This window comes from Mesorhizobium sp. IMUNJ 23033 (assembly GCF_044778005.1).
GTDB lineage: Bacteria > Pseudomonadota > Alphaproteobacteria > Rhizobiales > Rhizobiaceae > Mesorhizobium > Mesorhizobium amorphae_A.
Genome location: NZ_JBJACT010000015.1, coordinates 69,386 through 85,757 on the forward strand (window position 1 = coordinate 69,386; position 16,372 = coordinate 85,757).

Sequence of the window (16,372 nt, forward strand, 5' to 3'; positions counted from 1 at the left end):
TTATTCGGCCGCTGAGGCCAGTGGCCTGACCCTGGCCATCATCGACCGCAGCACCGCCGGCTTCAGCGGCTTGTTGATCACCGGCACGTCGAGTGCGCCGGCAGCAGTGCGGACCTCGCTGGAGCGGTCGGCCGTGACCAGAACGGCCGGCAAGTCATGGCCGTGAATTGACCGCAACGTCTCGATGGCATCCAGTCCGGTGCCGCCGTCGAGATGATAGTCGGCCAGCACGATATCCGGCCGGCGCATGCCGGATGCCTCCTCGACACCCGTGACGGTGTCGACGCTGCAACCCCAGCCTTCGAGCAGCAGCCGCATCCCGTCGAGGATGCGGGCGTCATTGTCGATGCAGAGAACACGCAGTCCGGCCAGCGAATTTGTGGCGCGCACCGGCGTCTTCGCTTCGACTTCGCGCCGAGGCGCCTCGGCCGCGACAACCGGCAGGATCACTGAAAAGCGCGTGCCCTTGCCTGGGTTGGAAAATATCCGGATTTCGAGCCTGAGCACGCGAGCGATGCGGTCGACGATGGAGAGGCCAAGGCCGAGGCCTTCGGCTTCGCGCGCGCCTTCGTCGAGCCGGGTGAATTCGTGGAACACCGTGTTCAGCTTGTCGCCGGCGATGCCGATGCCGGTGTCGATCACCTGGATTTCGGCCAGTTCCCCGCGCCGCCTCACCCCGACCAGGATGCGCCCGTGGCGGGTGTATTTGATGGCGTTGGAGATGAGGTTCTGGATCAGCCGGCGCAACAAATTGCGGTCCGTCATGACGCAGAGCGACGACGGCATGATGGTCAGCCCGAGCTTTTTTTCGGCGGCGAGCGGCAGGAAATCGTTGCCGATCTGGCGCAGCAGCCCGTCCAGGCTGAAGGCGGTGTCGTCCGGTTTCATTGCGCCTGCATCGAGGCGGGAAATGTCGAGCACGGCGCCCAGAATGGTCTCGACCGATTCCAGTGAGGATTCGATGTTGACCGCCGCTTTGCCGGTGGGTCCCTTGCCGGCCTTTTCGATCAGCGACGAGCAATAGAGCCGGGCGGCGTTCAGCGGCTGCAGGATGTCGTGGCCGGCGGCGGCAAGGAAGCGCGTCTTGCCGAGATTGGCCTCCTCGGCCAGCATCTGCGCCTGCGCCAGCTCCTCATTGACGCGGGTCAGTTCGATGGTGCGCGTCTTGACCCGCTGCTCCAGCGATTCATTGGCTCGCTTCAGCGCCAGATCCTGTTCGACGCGCCCGGAGATATCGGCATAGGTGGCGACGATGCCGCCGTCCGGCATCGGGTTGGAGCGCAGTTCCAGGATGCGGCCGCTGGTCTTCAACTCCACCTGCCACGGGCTGACGAAGCTGGTCAGGCGGTTGAGCATCGCCACCCGCTGGTCGGACGGAATGTCGCCGCGCTGCGCGAGGTGGTGCAGGATGCGGTCGAGCGAGACGCCGACCTGGCCCATCTCGTCGGGCAGGTCGAACAGCGCCCGGTACTGGCGGTTCCAGCAGATCAGGCGGAAATCCCGGTCGAAGACGGTGATGCCCTGTTCCATCTGGTCGAGCGCGATCTCCAGCAGGTCGCGGTTGTGCTGCAGCGCCTCGGTGGCGTCGTCAAGCAGGCGGAAGGCATCCTTGGATTCGCGGTCGTTGCGCCGGAACAGTAGCGACAGGATCAGCCGCGCCGAGGAGGAACCGACGGCGCTCGCCAGCAATTGCTCGGAAAAACGGATGACGTCCATGCTCGCCTGCTCATTGCCGTGCAGCGTGGTGCCGTTGGTCTTTTCGAACGACTGGAAAGAACGCTCGGTGCGCTCGACGCCCAGATAGCGCGAGATCGTGTCCTTGAGGTCGTTGACGGTGATGGCGGTGCGGAAGCGGCGCAGGCTTGGCATCGGGCTGGCCTCCCGCGGCACGAAGATCGCCGCCTGGATGCGTTCCAGCGGCACCGATGCGCGCGACAGCGAACCCAGGACAAAGAACACCGTGTTGATCGACAGGCTCCACAGCACGCCATGGTTCAACGGTTCGGCGACGGTGCCGAACAGCGCCTGCGGCCGAAGCGCCTCGAAGCCGAACAGGCCGTGGACGAGGATGTCGGCATCCGGCGCGGCGAGCGAGGGCAAAAGCAGCGTGTAGCCCCAGCAGAGGATGCCGGCGACCATGCCAAGTGCTGCACCCCTGCCGTTGGCGCCGCGCCAGATCAGCCCGCCGATCAGCGCCGGAGCGAACTGGGCGATGGCCGCGAACGACATCAGGCCGATGGAGGAGAGCCGCGCGTTGTTGGTGCTCTCGCGATAGTAGAGGAAGGCGATGAACAGCATGACGAAGATCGCGCCGCGCCGCACATTGAGGATCAGCGACGACCAGTCTTCGCTTTCGGAGGTCGTGGTCTTGAGCAGGCGGCGCACGAACAGCGGGATGACGAGGTCGTTGGAAATCATGATCGACAGCGCGACGCTTTCGACGATGACCATGGCGGTCGCCGCCGACAGGCCGCCGATGAAGGCGGCCATTGCAAGCACATCATGGCCGCTGAATAAGGGCAGCGATAGCACATAGAGGTCGCTGCTGGTCCTGGTCCCGACCAGCGATAGGCCGGCAAAGGCGATCGGCAGCACGAACAGGTTGATCGCGACAAGGTAGAGCGGAAACACCCAGGTCGCGGTGCGAAGTTCAGCCTCGCCGCGGTTCTCGACGATGGTGACGTAGAACTGGCGCGGCAGCATGATGATGGCAAACCCGCTGAGGCCGGTCAGCACCAGCCAGGTGGCCAAGGAGGTGTTGTAGCCCATCGCCTGCCGCACCTCGCCATTCTCGGCGAGCTTGTCGAACATGTCGCCTGGTCCGCCGAAGATCAGGAAGGTGACCATCAGGCCGATCGCCAGGAAGGCGGCGAGCTTGACCACGGTTTCCACCGCCACCGCCAGCACCAGCCCGTCCTGGTGCTCGGTGGCGTCGGCATGGCGGGTGCCGAACAGCACCGCAAACAGCGCCAGCAGCATGGCGACGACCAGCGAGATGTCGCTGACGAACGGATCGAAGGAGGGTGGCGATCCCGTGTAGTGCTCGACCATCAGGCTGACCGAGCCGGAGATCGCCTTCAATTGCAGCGCGATGTAGGGCACCGCGCCGATCGTCGCGATCAGCGTGGCGATCGCCGCGACGGTGAAGCTCTTGCCGTAGCGGGCGCCGAGGAAGTCGGCGATCGAGGTGATCTTCTCGGTCTTCGCCAGCCTGACGATGCGGTTGAGCAACGGAAAGCCGAACACGAACACCAGCACCGGCCCGGTATAGATGCCGAGGAATTCGAGGCCGCGTTCGGAAGACAGGCCGACCGAGCCGAAGAAGGTCCAGGAGGTGCAGTAGATGGCGAGGCTGAGCGCATAGATGAACGGACGGGCGCGGTCCGGCCCTGCCGAGCGCCGGTCGCCAAGGCTGGCGATGACGAACAGCAGCGTCACATAGGCGATCGCGATGATGACGATGAACCAGCCCTGCACGGCCCGAAATTCCTCCTGGTACAGACGCAATCACAGCTTGGGGGGCGAGTCCATCGCGGCTTTCGGCGCATGGCTGTCAGGTCTGTCGGACATTTGGCCGCTGACCCCGGGGAAGGAGAATGCAGCTGCTTTCGCGCCTTTGCTTCTGTTGCAACCAAGGGTTTTTGTTATGGTGGACGTGGGCCGGCGCCGAAGGGATGGTGGAGGCGGCAGCGCGGCCATGGCAAGGAGGGTCGAATGCTGAAAGAATTCCAGGAATTCATTTCCAAGGGCAATGTGATGGACTTGGCCGTCGGCGTCATCATCGGCGCCGCCTTCGGCAAGATCGTCGATTCGCTGGTCAACGACATCATCATGCCTTTCATCGGCGCACTTGGCGGTGTCGATTTTTCGAACTACTTCGTCGCCCTGTCGTCCAACGTGCATTCAACCAACCTTGTCGATGCGCGCAAGGAAGGCGCGGTGTTCGCCTACGGGAATTTCATCACCGTGGCACTGAACTTCATCATCCTCGCTTTCATCATCTTTCTGATGGTCAAGGCGGTGAACAATATGCGCAAGCGGCTGGAGAGGGAGAAGCCGGCAGCACCCGCCGCTCCACCGCCCGCCGATGTCGCTTTGCTCACCGAAATTCGCGATCTGCTCGCCAGGAGATAGCCGGAGCAACATTTCTGGACCAAAACCCCGGTCGCTTGCAGCCGGGGTTTTCTGTTTTCGCCTGCCGCAAAACAGGCTAGCTGTCGCAAAACCAACGGACATTTACATGACCCTAATCCAGAATTTACGCGCCGAGGCCCGCGCCGCGCCCGAAAGTGGCATCGTCGCCGTCGTCAACCACGGCCGCCTGCGCGACGGCCTGATCCCGCTTTGGGCCGGCGAGGGCGATCTGCCGACGCCCGCCTTCATCAGCGATGCCGCTGCCCGCGGACTGGCTGCTGGCGAGACCTTCTACACCTGGCAGAAGGGCATCCCGGAGCTGAGACAGGCGCTTTCCCGCTACTATGACAGGCATTTCGGCAAGAGCTTCGCCACGGACGAATTCATCGTCACCGCCTCCGGCATGCACGCCATCCAGCTGGCGATCGACGCGGTCGCCGGCAGTGGCGACGAGGTCGTCTATTTGTCACCGGCCTGGCCGAATTTCGCCGCTGCCGCCGGTGTCGCCGGCGCCGTTCCGGTTGCGGTCACGCTCGACCAGTCCGGCAATGGTTGGTCCTGCGATGTCGACAAGATCGCAGCCGCGATCACGCCAAGGACCAAGGCGCTGTTCGTCAACACGCCGTCCAACCCGACCGGCTGGACCGCCGACCGGGAAACCCTGCAGGCGATCCTCGACCTCGCCCGCGAAAAGGGCATCTGGATCATCGCCGACGAGATCTATGCGCTGTTCCACTACGGCCATGGCCGCGCGCCGTCCTTCCTCGACATCGCGACCGGGGAAGACCGCATCCTGTTTGTCAACAGTTTTTCCAAGAACTGGGCGATGACCGGCTGGCGCGTCGGCTGGATCAAGACCCATCCCGCCCTGCAGCAGGTCTTCGAGAACCTGATCCAGTACTCGACCTCGGGCGTAGCCCAGTTTATGCAGCGCGGCGCCGTCGCCGCACTCGACGAGGGTGATGCCTTCATCGTCGAGCAGGTCGAGCGGGCGCGGGCGGCGCGTGATCTGGTCTGCGGTATCCTCGGCGCGACCGGCAAAGCGCGCTTCACCGTGCCGCAAGGCGCTTTCTATCTGTTCTTCACGGTCGACGGCATCACCGATTCCCGAACCGCCGCCTTCGACATCGTCGATCAGGCCAATGTCGGCCTGGCGCCCGGAACCGCCTTCGGTCCCGGCGGCGAAGCCTTCCTCAGGCTATGCTTCCACCGTCGCCTCGACCAGCTCGAGGAAGCCGCGCACCGGCTGGCGAAATGGATGAAGACGGTCTGAGCAACTGAGGGTCAGCGTCTTCAGCCGCCTGACTTCGGGACCAATAGAGGAATAATCCGGTCGCTCTTCGCGACCGCGGGGCGACCGGCCGCGCCATAAGGAATGCCCAGAGCATCCCAGGTCTCGACCAGCGCGTCCTGCAGTTCGGCGATCAGTTGATCTGAATGGAAGGGCGTCGGCGTGATGCGCAACCTCTCCGTTCCGCGCGGCACTGTCGGATAGTTGATCGGCTGGATGTAGATGCCATGCACGCCGAGCAGCCGATCGCTGGCCATCTTGCAGAGCTCGGGATCGCCGACCAGCAACGGCACGATATGGGTCGGCGAGTCCATCACCGGCAGGCCCGCGGCGCCGAGAATCTCCTTGGTCCGCGACGCCTGGCGCTGCTGCGCGTCACGCTCGGCCTGTGAGCGCTTCAGATGACGGATCGACGTGGTCGCCGCAGCCGCGATCGCCGGCGGCAGCGCCGTGGTGAAGATGAAGCCCGGCGCATAGGAGCGCACGGCGTCGATGACAGCACTTGTGCCGGTGATGTAGCCGCCGAGCGTGCCGAATGCCTTGGCGAGCGTGCCTTCAATGATGTCGATGCGATCGGCGAGCCCCTCGCGCTCGGTGATGCCGCCGCCGCGCGGACCGTACATGCCGACGGCATGGACCTCGTCGATATAGGTCATGGCGTTGTAGCGCTCGGCGAGCTCGACGATCTGCTTGATCGGCGCGATGTCGCCATCCATCGAATAGACGCTTTCGAACACGATCAGCTTAGCGCGCTCACTGCCGGCCGCCTGCAGCAGGCTCTCGAGATGCGCGACGTCATTGTGGCGGAAGATCTTCTTTTCGGCGCCCGAGCGCCGCACGCCTTCGATCATCGAGGCGTGGTTGAGCTCGTCCGAAATGATCAGGCAGTTGGGCAGCAGCCGGGCGATGGTCGAAATCGACGCTTCGTTGGAGACGAAGCCCGAGGTGAAGACCAGTGCCGCTTCCTTGTCGTGCAGGTCGGCCAGTTCCAGTTCGAGCTGGACCAGCGGATTGCTGGTGCCGGAAATGTTGCGGGTGCCGCCGGCGCCCGAACCCATCTTGCCGGCCGCGTTCTGGAAGGAAGCGATGACGTCGGGATGCTGGCCCATGCCGAGATAGTCGTTGGAGCACCAGACGGTGATTTCCTGGGCGCGGCCGTTGGAGCGCCAAATGGCGCGCGGGAACTTGCCCACGATGCGCTCGAGGTCGGCGAAAACGCGATAGCGCCGCTCGGCATGGAGCTGGTCGATCGCTTCCTCGAAGAACCGCTGATAGTTCATGTCGACGTCCCAAGTTTTGCGCGGGATCATAGTCATTGCCCCCTTTGGCGTCCACCGGACCTTTTTGGTCAAAATGCCACGCCCCGGACCTGTTCCTAACGACCACGGTTCGTGGCCTATTCCCTTGATGTGGATCAATTTTGTTTCGGTACCATGTCGCAGGCCATAGCGACTGTTACCGACTTAACATTCAGGGTTTTAATGGCCTTGCGGCGGGCTTTCCAGTAAGGCGCTTGTTGAGACAGTTTCCGATAAATCAGAAGGTGCGAGGATTCGGGATGGCGGTTTTGGTAACGGGCGGCGCCGGCTATATCGGCAGCCACATGGTCTGGGAGCTTCTGGATGCGGGCGAGAGCGTGGTCGTGCTCGACCGGCTTTCGACAGGCTTCGAATGGGCGGTTGCGCCCGAGGCGAAGCTCGTCGTCGGCGATGTCGCCGACAGGGAACTGGTCGGTTCGATCATCAGGGACTATCATGTTGACGCCATCATCCATTTCGCCGGCTCGATCGTGGTTCCCGAATCGGTCGCCGATCCGCTCGGCTATTACGAGAACAACACCTGCAAGACACGCACGCTGATCGAGACCGCGGTGCGCGAAGGCGTCCCCAATTTCATCTTTTCCTCGACCGCCGCCGTCTATGGCGGCGCCGGGCTGGAGCCGGTGCGCGAGGACGCCAGCCTGGCGCCGGTATCGCCCTACGGCCTATCCAAGCTGATGAGCGAATGGATGCTGCGCGATGCGGCGATCGCGCATGGGCTGCGCTATACGGCGCTGCGCTACTTCAACGTCGCCGGCGCCGACCCCAGGGGCCGTACCGGCCAGTCGACGCCGGGCGCTACGCATCTGATCAAGGTTGCCTGCGAGACGGCGCTCGGCAAGCGGCCCTTCATGCAGGTGTTCGGCACCGACTATTCCACCCCGGATGGTACCTGCATGCGCGATTACATCCATGTCAGCGACCTGGCAGCGGCGCATCGCCTCGCCCTTGAGCGGCTGCGCGCCGGGGGTGCCAGCCTCGTCGCCAATTGCGGCTACAGCCACGGCTATTCCGTGCTCGAAGTCATCGACAGCGTGCGCCGCGCCTTCGGCCATGATTTCGAGGTGAAGATGGGCGATCGCCGCCCTGGCGACGCCGCCGCCATAGTCGCCAATTCGGAGCTTGCGCGTGCAGAACTCGGCTGGACGCCGCAGCGCGACGACCTCGACCTGATCGTCGCCGACGCGCTTGCCTGGGAGCGGATCCTGAGCAGCAAGAACTCCGCACGCGGCTGAAGGGCTCGTCCCGCGCTCGCTAAAGCGCTATTGAAGGGCTTCGCGGCGAAGCGTGGAGGCGCTTTGGCCGTTGAGATTTGGGGGGCGGCATGAAAATACTGGTACTCGGCGCGGGTGTTGTCGGCACGGCGGCGGCCTACTATCTGGCCAGCGACGGCCACGAGGTGACGGTAATCGAGCGCCATCCGGCGCCGGCGCGCGGCACCAGCCAGTCGAATGCCGGTCTGGTGTCGCCAGGCGACGCCACCGCCTGGGCCTCGCCGGCGGCGCTGAAAACGTTCCTGCGCGCGCTCTATAACCACGATCTCGGCATCAAGGTGCGGCTGCGCTTCGATCCGTATTTCCTGGCCTGGAGCATGCGTTTCCTGCGCCAGTGCACGGTATCGCGCCTGCGCGCCAACAGTCAGGTCAAATTGCGTCTGGCGCTCTATTCTCGCGACTGCATCAATGCGCTTTCGGCCGATACCGGCATCCACTATGACGAGCGCAAGAAGGGCATCCTCTATTTCTTCCGCTCCCAGCACAGCCTCGACACCGGCACCGACAATTACCGTTTTCTCGCCCAACATGGCCTGCCGATCGAGATCGTCGGCCGCGACCGCCTGATCGAGCTCGAGCCCGGCCTTGCCGATGCGAAGGACAAGATCGCCGGCGGCGTCTATTCGCCGATCGACCAGACCGGCGATTCCCGGCAATTCGTCGAAAAACTCGCCGCCCACGCCGCCGAAAAACTCGGCGTGAAGTTTCTCTACGGCACGACGGTCGAAGGTCTCGACATCGAAGGCGATCGTGTGCGTACGGTGATGACGTCGGCCGGACCGGTCTCCGGCGACGCCGTCGTCATCTCGATGGGGCCGGAAAGCGGCCTGCTTGGCCGCCGTTACGGCATCGACCTGCCGGTCTATCCGGTGAAAGGCTACACCGCGACCATTCCCTTGGAGGATGAGAGCAAGGGGCCGACCATGGGCGGCGCCGACGAAGACCAGTTGATCGGCTACTCCCGGCTCGGCAACCGGCTGCGGCTTGCCTCGACGGCCGAATTCACCGGCTTCGACCGCACGTATCGGCCACGTGACTTCGCCGCCATGTTCAGGACCGGCAAGGAGCTTTTCCCGGGCGCCTTCGACGAGAAGAAGGCCGAACTCTGGGCAGGTCTCAGGCCGATGATGCCGAACTCGGTGCCGGTCATCGGCCAGGCGCGCTACACGAACCTCTATCTCGATACCGGCCACGGCCATGTCGGCTGGACCATGGCCTGCGGCTCCGGGAAATTCCTTGCCGACATCGTCGCCGGCCGCAAGCCAGAGATCGACCCGCAAGGGCTGGTCTACAGGAACTGAGCGATGTCGGGTCCGCAAGTCGCCATAGATCTCGGTCGCATCGAGCGTAACGCCCGCACCATCGTCGAGCGCTGCGCGCGCTCGGGCATCAAGGTCTTCGGCGTCACCAAGGGCACTTGCGGCATGCCGCAAGTGGCGCGCGCCATGCTGCGCGGCGGTGTCACCGGCATTGCCGAATCGCGCTTCGAGAACATCCGCCGGCTGCGCGACAGCGGCATCAATGGGCCGATCATGCTGCTGCGCAGCCCGCCGGTCGCCCGCGTCGAGGAGGTGGTGCGCAGCGTCGACATCAGCCTGCAATCCGAACTCACCATCATCCGCGAGATCGCCCGCATCGCCGAGCGCATGGGCCGCGTCCACGACATCATGCTGATGATCGATCTCGGCGATCTCAGGGAAGGCATCTGGCCGAACGATCTGGTGTCGACGGTCGAGCAGATCCTCGAAATGAAGGGCGTGCGCATCGCCGGCATCGGCACCAATCTCGGCTGTTTCGGTGCCATCATGCCGACGGAAGAGAACCTCGGCCAGCTCGTCGCCCACGCCTACAAGACCGAGCGCCTGTCCGGCAAAAGCCTCGACTGGATCTCGGGCGGCGCCTCCTCGTCGCTGCCGCTGCTGCTCGAGGGACGGCTGCCAGCCGGCATCAACAATCTCAGGGTCGGCGAAGCGATCCTGCAAGGCGGCGTCGAAACCTTCCGCGACACGCCCTGGGACGAGCTCGAACCCGATGCCTGCCGGCTGACCAGCGACATCATCGAGGTCAAGCTGAAGCCGTCGCGGCCGATCGGCCAGTCCGGCTATGATGCCTTCGGCAACCAGCCGGTCTTCTCCGACGAGGGCGACAGGCTGCGCGCCATCGCCAATATCGGCCGCGAGGACGTGCTAGTCGAGGGGCTGGTGCCGATCACCAAGGGCATGCGCGTGCTCGGCGCCTCCAGCGACCATCTGCTGCTCGACGTGGCCGATGCCGATCCGCCGCCCGCCGTCGGCGACCGCGTCGCCTTCCACATGAGCTACGGCGCCATGCTGATGGCGATGACTTCGGAATATGTCGAAAAGGCCCCAATGCACGATGTCGAGGACTATTCCGGTCGCAAGATGGTGTCGATCTCGGCCGAGCCGGCGGCGGCCGGCATCGTGGCGCGCGAGGCGACCGGCGCCCGGCTGGAGGCGATGAATTTCGACGTCGTCGAACTGGCCGATGTCGAGCGGCCGCCATCCGGCCTGATCAGGCTGACCGTCGGCGCCGATCGTCGCAATGCCCACAAGGCGCTGGCGGCGACGGCGCGCGCCACGCATTCCTTCGGCCTTATCTGGATCGATTCCATCGCCGCGCTGATGCCTGAAGACGAGGAAGGCATCGACCTGCCGGAGGTCTCCGTGCTGGCGCGAGCGCTCGGCCTTGACCACAAGCCGGGCGCTTTGCAGCCGCAGCTGTCGCCGGAAAACGTCGTCATTGTCGGCCTGCGCCACGCCGATCCGGCCGAGGCGCGGGTGCTGAACGATTCGCGCGTTTCCGCCTTCACCATGGCCGATGTCGATGCCATGGGTATGCGCGACGTCATGCGCGAGGCCATCCACATCGCCGCTTCCGGCACGCAAGGTTTTCACGTCAGTTACGCGCCAACGGTGACCGAATTCGCAGGCTGGGCGGCGGGTTCCGGCGGCATCACCGTGCGCGAGACGCATCAGGCGATGGAGACGATCGCGCTGTCCGGCGGGCTGCTGTCGATGGATGTGTCCGGGCTGACGGCCGAACTGGAGCCAAGGCTGGCGACCGAAACGATCAACTTCGTCATGTCGGCCTTCGGCAAGCGGATTCTCTGATCAGCTCGCGTCGACCGCTGCTCGCCATGCGCGCGCATAGTCGGCCCATGCGAGATCATCAGGCGGTTTCGTTGTTTCGCCCTTGCTTCCGATCGCGCCGCGATCGGTCGCCAAAAGGGCGGCGCCGATGCTGGTGCCGGTCGCGGCTTCCGAGGCGATGACTGGCCGCGCCGTCGCGGCCGCGAGCATGCGGGTGAACAGCCGGTTGCGGGCGAAGGGGCCCTCGACGATCGCCGGGCCATCGCCGCCGATCAGGCCCAGACAAGTCGCCGTCATCAGCGCCAGATAGAACGAGATAGCGACGAAGCGCTGGCCGTCGGTGACGTCCTCGGCCGGAAGCCAACGTGCGGCGTGATGCGGATAGGGCCCCGAGCCTTGCTGGGTCGAAGGCAGCAGCAATGTCCCGCGTGCCAGTACGGCGGCGACATCGGCGTCGCTCCAATCCTGCGGCTTGCCGTCGGTCAGAAGCGAAAACTCACGTCCGCCCATGAAGCGCGCTGACGGAACGGGATTGCCGAGCGCGTTGACATTGACCAGCGTGTCACGCGCCGCATCGAGCGCCACCTTGTTGCCGCCGACTGCCATCGACACCACCCAGGTGCCCGTCGAGACGACGGAGAAGGGCGGCCGATCGGCGATGAGATGCGGCAGCAGCGAGGCATTGGAATCGTGCAGCCCGCAAAACACCGGCGTTTGCGGGTCGAGCCCGGTCTGGCGGGCAAGCGCGGGTAGGATCGACCCCAAACGGTCCTTCGCCGGCCGCACCGGCGCCATGAGCCGGCGCCAGCCCATCCGGTCGACCAGCGACGAGAAATTGGGCTGCCACGGGTCCCACAGATCGGTGTGGCAGCCGAGCGATGTCACCTCGTTGGCGGCAACGCCGGTCAGCCGCAAGGCCCAGTATTGCGGGTACATCAGGATCGCGGCTGTCCTGGCAAAATCGGTCGGAAAATGCCTCCGCTGCCAGAACAGCTGCGCACCGATGTTGAGACCTGCCGGCAGGCGCGGCGTGCCCGTCTCGGCAAAGGCCGGGCGGATCGCATCATAGTCCTGGGCTAAATCGTCGGGCCCTGCGAACTCATAGTCGAGCACTGGCAGCGCCAGGCCGCCTTTAGCGTCGACCAGAACCGCCGTCGCTCCATGCGTGGTGATCGATATGGCGTCGATGCGTTGCTCGCGATGGATCGCGGAAAGGCTATCGATGACGAATGCCCAGAGGCGTTCGACGTCGTGATGCGGGTAGGGTCCATCTGTGGAGGCAGCATTGGCAACGCGGCGCAGCGTCACCTCGCGCACGGTCGTGAGATCGACCAGCGCCACCTTGGCGTTGGTCTTGCCGATATCGATGACGGCGACGTGGCGGATCATGCCATATGGAACATGGTTTCCAGCGGCACCGCCACCGGCTCGTTGTCGGCCTTGGTTTCCATGACTTCTGCCATGTGCGCCCACCAGCGCTGCATCACCGGATGACCGGGCAGGCCGGCCATGCCGTGATCGTCGCGCCGCCACAGCACGCCGAACAGGATGTTGGTCTCCTCGTCGAGATGGATCGAATAGTCGGACACCCCGGCCTGTTTCAGCAGCGCCACCAGCGACGGCCAGATCTCGTCATGGCGGCGCTTGTACTCGGCCTTCATGCCGGGGTTGAGCTTCATCTTGAAGGCGTATTTCTCCATCAGGCGAAGCGCCCCCCGCGCAGCCGCCGCCAGACGATCGGAAGTGCAATCACGATGATCAGCAGCAGCCCGATGAAGATCGACATGACGATGCCCGGCACGTTGAGCAGGCCAAGGCCGAAGGTCACCAGCCCCATGATGAAGGCGGCAAGCACGACGCCCAAAATGCTGCCGGCGCCGCCGAGGATGCTGACGCCACCGAGCACCACCATGGTGATGGCCTCCAGCTCGTAGCCTTGCGCGATCGACGGTCGGGTCGAGCCGAGACGCGAGGTGATCAGCACCGCGGCGATGCCCGACATCAGCCCGGTCAGGCAGAACAGGATGAACTTGATGCGGTCGACGCGCACGCCGGAGAACTGCGCCGCCACCGGATTGTTGCCGATGGCAAAGACACGCCGGCCAAAGCTCGTCCGGTGCAGCACGAACCAGTAGATGACGGCCGCCACCAGGAACAGCGCCAGCTCGAACGACACCACCCACCAGACATAGCCCTGGCCGAAGAAGGCGAAGCTCGCCGGATAGCCTTTGTAGGCCTGGTCGCCGAGCACGATGAAGGCGATGCCGCGAAACAGGCTCATCGTGCCGATGGTGACGACGATGGAGGGCAAGCCGAGCCGGGTCACCAAGAGCCCGTTGAAGGCGCCGCAGCCGAGCCCGACCGCGATGCCGATCAGGACAAGCACCGGCGTGCCGGCGCCGGCCTGCACCGCCATGCCCATCATCGTTGACGCCAGCGCGATGATGGCGGCCACCGACAGGTCGATTTCGCCGGAAATGATCAGCAGCGCCATGGCGAGCGCGATCAGCGCCTTTTCGGTGAAGTTGAAGGTCAGGTCCGACAGCGACCACGGGTCGAGGAAATAGGGCGAGGCAAAGCTGTTGACGGTAAAGATCGCGACCGCGACGACGACCAGCAGCGCCTCCCAGGAGAAGATCGCCGAAGAGAGCGGCTTGTCCAGCCGGTCTGGTATATGGCGCGGGGCAGGGGTGTCGGTCATGCTGCTTCCGCCTTTCTGAGGATGATGCGGCCCTGCCGGCGTTCGCCGCGCGCATTGAGCACGACGGCCAGGATAATGGCGCTGCCCGAGATCGCCATCTGCCAGAAGGGCGAGATGTTGATGACCGGTAGCGCGTTAGAGATGATGCCGAGGAACAGCGCGCCGAGCACCGCGCCGCCGACCGAGCCGATGCCGCCGGCGATCGAGATGCCGCCGATGACGCAGGCCGCGATGATGTTGAGCTCATAGCCGTTGGCGACCTCGACCGAGGCTATGACGTAACGCGAGATCCACAGATAGCCGGCAAGCCCACCGATCATGCCGGAGATGCAGAAGACGATGAATTTTGTCCGGCCGACATCGATTCCGGCATAGACCGACGCGGTCGGATTGACGCCGATGGCATAGATCGAGCGGCCGAGCGCGGTGCGCGTCATCACCAGGAAGAACAGCGCGATCACCAGAAGCGCGATCCATGACAGCACTGGAATGCCGAGAAAGGCCGCGCGCTGAAAATTGATGAAATCGGCGCTCATCTGGTCGGCATTGACCCAGGCGCCGCCGGATATGACGAAGGTCGCGCCGCGATAGATGGTGAGCGTGCCTAATGTCACCACGATCGAAGGGATGTTCAGCCGCCACACCAGCAAGCCGTTGATGGCGCCGAGCACCAGTCCGACGAGAAGGGCGATGACGATCAGCAGCGGGATCGGGATTGCCGGATGCGCGGCGTTGAGCATCGCCACCACCATGCCGGTGAAGCAGAGATTGGACGCCATCGACAGATCGATCGAGCGGGTCAGGATCACCACCATTTGGCCGAGCGCCAGGATCATCAGGATCGAGGTGTCGTTGAACACCTGGCGCAAATTGGCCGGATCTGCAAAGCCGGGGAAGCGGGTCGAAATCAGGCCGATCAGCACGGCGATGGCCGCAAGCAGCCAGATCTCGCGGTATTTGAGAAAATTCTTCATGCCGCGATCCCCGCTGCTGTCCTCACCAGCGTCTCGGCGTCGAGCCCCTTATTGTCGTGCACCGCCGCGATGCGACCTTCGCGCATGACGACGACGCGGTCGGACATGCCGAGGATTTCCGGCAGCTCGGACGACACCATGATCACCGACAGGCCCTGCGCCACCAGCTCGGCCATGAAGCCGTGCACGGCGGCCTTGGAGCCGATGTCGATGCCCTTGGTCGGCTCGTCGAGGATGATCACCTTGGGCGCGGTCGCCAGCCATTTGGCGATGACGATCTTCTGCTGGTTGCCGCCGGACAGCGTGCCAACATCCTGGCTGAGTGAGGAGGCGCGCAGATCGAGCCGCTCGGTGTAGGAGCGCGCCAGCGCGAACTCTTCCGCCAGCCGAAGCATGCCGGATTTGGACGTGCGCTTCAGCGAAGGCAGCGATACGTTCTGGAAGATCGGCAGGCCGATCACCACGCCCTGCTTGCCGCGCTCTTCCGGCACGTAGACGATGCCGGCCTCAATCGAGTCAGCCGCCGATTTCGGTGCAATGGCTTTTCCCTCGAGCGTGATCGTGCCCCCGCTGGTGCGGGTGATGCCCGATATCGCCTGCATCACCTCGCTGCGCCCGGCGCCGACAAGGCCGTAGAAGCCTAATATCTCGCCCTTGTGCAATTCGAAGCCGATGTCGTCGAACTCGGTCGGATGCGACAGGCCGGCGACGGATAGGACCGGCGCGCCGATGCTTGCCTTGCGCTGCGGAAAGATGTGGTCGACGTTGCGGCCGACCATCATGCGCACGATCTGGCCCTGGTCGGCGTCCTTGAGCAGGCCTTCGCCGATCATCTCGCCATCGCGGAACACCGTATAGCGGTCGGCGATGCGGTAGATCTCATCGAACTTGTGGCTGATGAAGAGAATGGCCTTGCCTTCGCTCTTGAGGAACTCGATGAGCAGAAAAAGCTCCTCGATCTCCTTCATCGATAGTGCCGCCGTCGGCTCGTCCATGATGACGATCCGTGCATCGATCGACATGGCGCGCGCGACCGCCACCAGATGCTTATTGGCGATGCCGAGATCCTTCAGACGCGTGTCGGCGTCGATATGGCCGGCGCCCATCGTGCCCAGCACTTCGCGCGCATTGCTGCGCATGGTGCGCCAGTCGATGGTGCCGAAGCGGGTGCGTGGCGCGTGGCCGAGAAAGATGTTTTCGGCAACCGAAAGGTCGTCGAACAGCACCGTTTCTTGATGAATGGCGGTGATGCCATGGCCGAAGGCGGCATGCGCACTGTGCAAGGTAACGGCCTGGCCGTCGATACTGATGGTGCCGGCGTCGGGCTGGTAGATGCCGGTCATGATCTTGACCAGCGTCGACTTGCCGGCGCCGTTCTCGCCGATCAGCGCCGTCACCTGTCCGGGATAGAGCGACAGGCTGACATCGTGCAGCGCGCGTACGCCGGGAAAACTCTTGGAGATGCCTGAAAGCGTCAGGCGCGGGGCAGAGGGCTCGGACGGGCCCGAGGGCTCGGGCCGTTCCGTCTCCAATTTGTGTTGGGCTGTCGTGTCCATATCCGTATCAGGC

12 protein-coding genes are annotated in these 16,372 nt (G+C 64.3%); 5 read left to right on the forward strand and 7 right to left on the reverse strand.

The genetic code is table 11. The features are described 5' to 3' along the window. A complete protein-coding gene (locus tag ACFX5Q_RS17835; protein ID WP_404280113.1) occupies window positions 1–3,477 on the reverse strand; it encodes a PAS-domain containing protein in 3,477 nt (1,158 codons plus the stop codon). Between the two features lie 237 nt (window positions 3,478–3,714). On the opposite strand from ACFX5Q_RS17835, the gene mscL reads away from it, so the two are divergent. Together mscL and ACFX5Q_RS17845 are read left to right on the forward strand one after the other, a co-directional pair. Continuing rightward, entirely contained in the window at window positions 3,715–4,134 is a 420-nt protein-coding gene (gene mscL, locus ACFX5Q_RS17840) for a large conductance mechanosensitive channel protein MscL (protein WP_404280115.1), read from the forward strand. A gap of 106 nt (window positions 4,135–4,240) precedes the next feature. Beyond that, window positions 4,241–5,407: a pyridoxal phosphate-dependent aminotransferase gene (locus tag ACFX5Q_RS17845; protein WP_404280117.1), complete on the forward strand. Its 1,167-nt coding sequence runs from the start codon at window positions 4,241–4,243 to the stop codon at window positions 5,405–5,407. Between the two features lie 20 nt (window positions 5,408–5,427). Here the strand turns inward: ACFX5Q_RS17845 and hemA are convergent, their stop codons facing one another. Further along, the gene (gene hemA, locus ACFX5Q_RS17850; protein ID WP_404280119.1) at window positions 5,428–6,705 is read right to left on the reverse strand and encodes a 5-aminolevulinate synthase; all 1,278 of its coding nucleotides are present in this window, start codon (window positions 6,703–6,705) and stop codon (window positions 5,428–5,430) included. A gap of 278 nt (window positions 6,706–6,983) precedes the next feature. Here hemA and galE point away from each other — a divergent pair, with 278 nt between their 5' ends. The 3 genes from galE to ACFX5Q_RS17865 all read left to right on the forward strand — a co-directional run bounded on the left by galE (window position 6,984) and on the right by ACFX5Q_RS17865 (window position 11,149). Then, window positions 6,984–7,979, forward strand: a complete 996-nt coding sequence (gene galE / locus ACFX5Q_RS17855; protein WP_404280122.1) for a UDP-glucose 4-epimerase GalE — start codon at window positions 6,984–6,986, stop codon at window positions 7,977–7,979. A gap of 89 nt (window positions 7,980–8,068) precedes the next feature. Next, window positions 8,069–9,319: a D-amino acid dehydrogenase gene (locus ACFX5Q_RS17860; RefSeq protein ID WP_404280124.1), complete on the forward strand. Its 1,251-nt coding sequence runs from the start codon at window positions 8,069–8,071 to the stop codon at window positions 9,317–9,319. A gap of 3 nt (window positions 9,320–9,322) precedes the next feature. Continuing rightward, entirely contained in the window at window positions 9,323–11,149 is a 1,827-nt protein-coding gene (locus ACFX5Q_RS17865; protein WP_404280126.1) for an alanine racemase, read from the forward strand. On the opposite strand, the gene ACFX5Q_RS17870 is transcribed toward ACFX5Q_RS17865, so the two are convergent. Genes ACFX5Q_RS17870 through ACFX5Q_RS17890 form a run of 5 tightly spaced genes read right to left on the reverse strand, consistent with a single transcriptional unit; the run spans window position 11,150 to window position 16,359 of the window. After that, on the reverse strand, window positions 11,150–12,517 hold the full coding sequence (locus tag ACFX5Q_RS17870; RefSeq protein ID WP_404280128.1) for an FGGY-family carbohydrate kinase: 1,368 nt from the start codon (window positions 12,515–12,517) through the stop codon (window positions 11,150–11,152). Further along, a complete protein-coding gene (gene rhaM, locus ACFX5Q_RS17875) occupies window positions 12,514–12,828 on the reverse strand; it encodes an L-rhamnose mutarotase (protein WP_404280130.1) in 315 nt (104 codons plus the stop codon). The genes ACFX5Q_RS17870 and rhaM overlap by 4 nt, the downstream gene beginning before the upstream one ends. Next, the gene (locus ACFX5Q_RS17880; protein WP_404280132.1) at window positions 12,828–13,829 is read right to left on the reverse strand and encodes an ABC transporter permease; all 1,002 of its coding nucleotides are present in this window, start codon (window positions 13,827–13,829) and stop codon (window positions 12,828–12,830) included. The genes rhaM and ACFX5Q_RS17880 overlap by 1 nt, the downstream gene beginning before the upstream one ends. Beyond that, entirely contained in the window at window positions 13,826–14,803 is a 978-nt protein-coding gene (locus ACFX5Q_RS17885) for an ABC transporter permease (RefSeq protein ID WP_404280135.1), read from the reverse strand. The genes ACFX5Q_RS17880 and ACFX5Q_RS17885 overlap by 4 nt, the downstream gene beginning before the upstream one ends. Next, window positions 14,800–16,359: a sugar ABC transporter ATP-binding protein gene (locus tag ACFX5Q_RS17890; protein WP_404280138.1), complete on the reverse strand. Its 1,560-nt coding sequence runs from the start codon at window positions 16,357–16,359 to the stop codon at window positions 14,800–14,802. The genes ACFX5Q_RS17885 and ACFX5Q_RS17890 overlap by 4 nt, the downstream gene beginning before the upstream one ends. Window positions 16,360–16,372: the final 13 nt, after the last annotated feature.

Coding starts and splice junctions, on each gene's coding strand:
- mscL (WP_404280115.1), top strand. CDS start 3,715: ATGCTGAAAGAATTCCAGGAATTCATTTCCAAGGGCAATGTGATGGAC.
- ACFX5Q_RS17845 (WP_404280117.1), top strand. CDS start 4,241: ATGACCCTAATCCAGAATTTACGCGCCGAGGCCCGCGCCGCGCCCGAA.
- hemA (WP_404280119.1), bottom strand. CDS start 6,705: ATGAACTATCAGCGGTTCTTCGAGGAAGCGATCGACCAGCTCCATGCC.
- galE (WP_404280122.1), top strand. CDS start 6,984: ATGGCGGTTTTGGTAACGGGCGGCGCCGGCTATATCGGCAGCCACATG.
- ACFX5Q_RS17860 (WP_404280124.1), top strand. CDS start 8,069: ATGAAAATACTGGTACTCGGCGCGGGTGTTGTCGGCACGGCGGCGGCC.
- ACFX5Q_RS17865 (WP_404280126.1), top strand. CDS start 9,323: ATGTCGGGTCCGCAAGTCGCCATAGATCTCGGTCGCATCGAGCGTAAC.
- ACFX5Q_RS17870 (WP_404280128.1), bottom strand. CDS start 12,517: ATGATCCGCCACGTCGCCGTCATCGATATCGGCAAGACCAACGCCAAG.
- rhaM (WP_404280130.1), bottom strand. CDS start 12,828: ATGGAGAAATACGCCTTCAAGATGAAGCTCAACCCCGGCATGAAGGCC.
- ACFX5Q_RS17880 (WP_404280132.1), bottom strand. CDS start 13,829: ATGACCGACACCCCTGCCCCGCGCCATATACCAGACCGGCTGGACAAG.
- ACFX5Q_RS17885 (WP_404280135.1), bottom strand. CDS start 14,803: ATGAAGAATTTTCTCAAATACCGCGAGATCTGGCTGCTTGCGGCCATC.
- ACFX5Q_RS17890 (WP_404280138.1), bottom strand. CDS start 16,359: ATGGACACGACAGCCCAACACAAATTGGAGACGGAACGGCCCGAGCCC.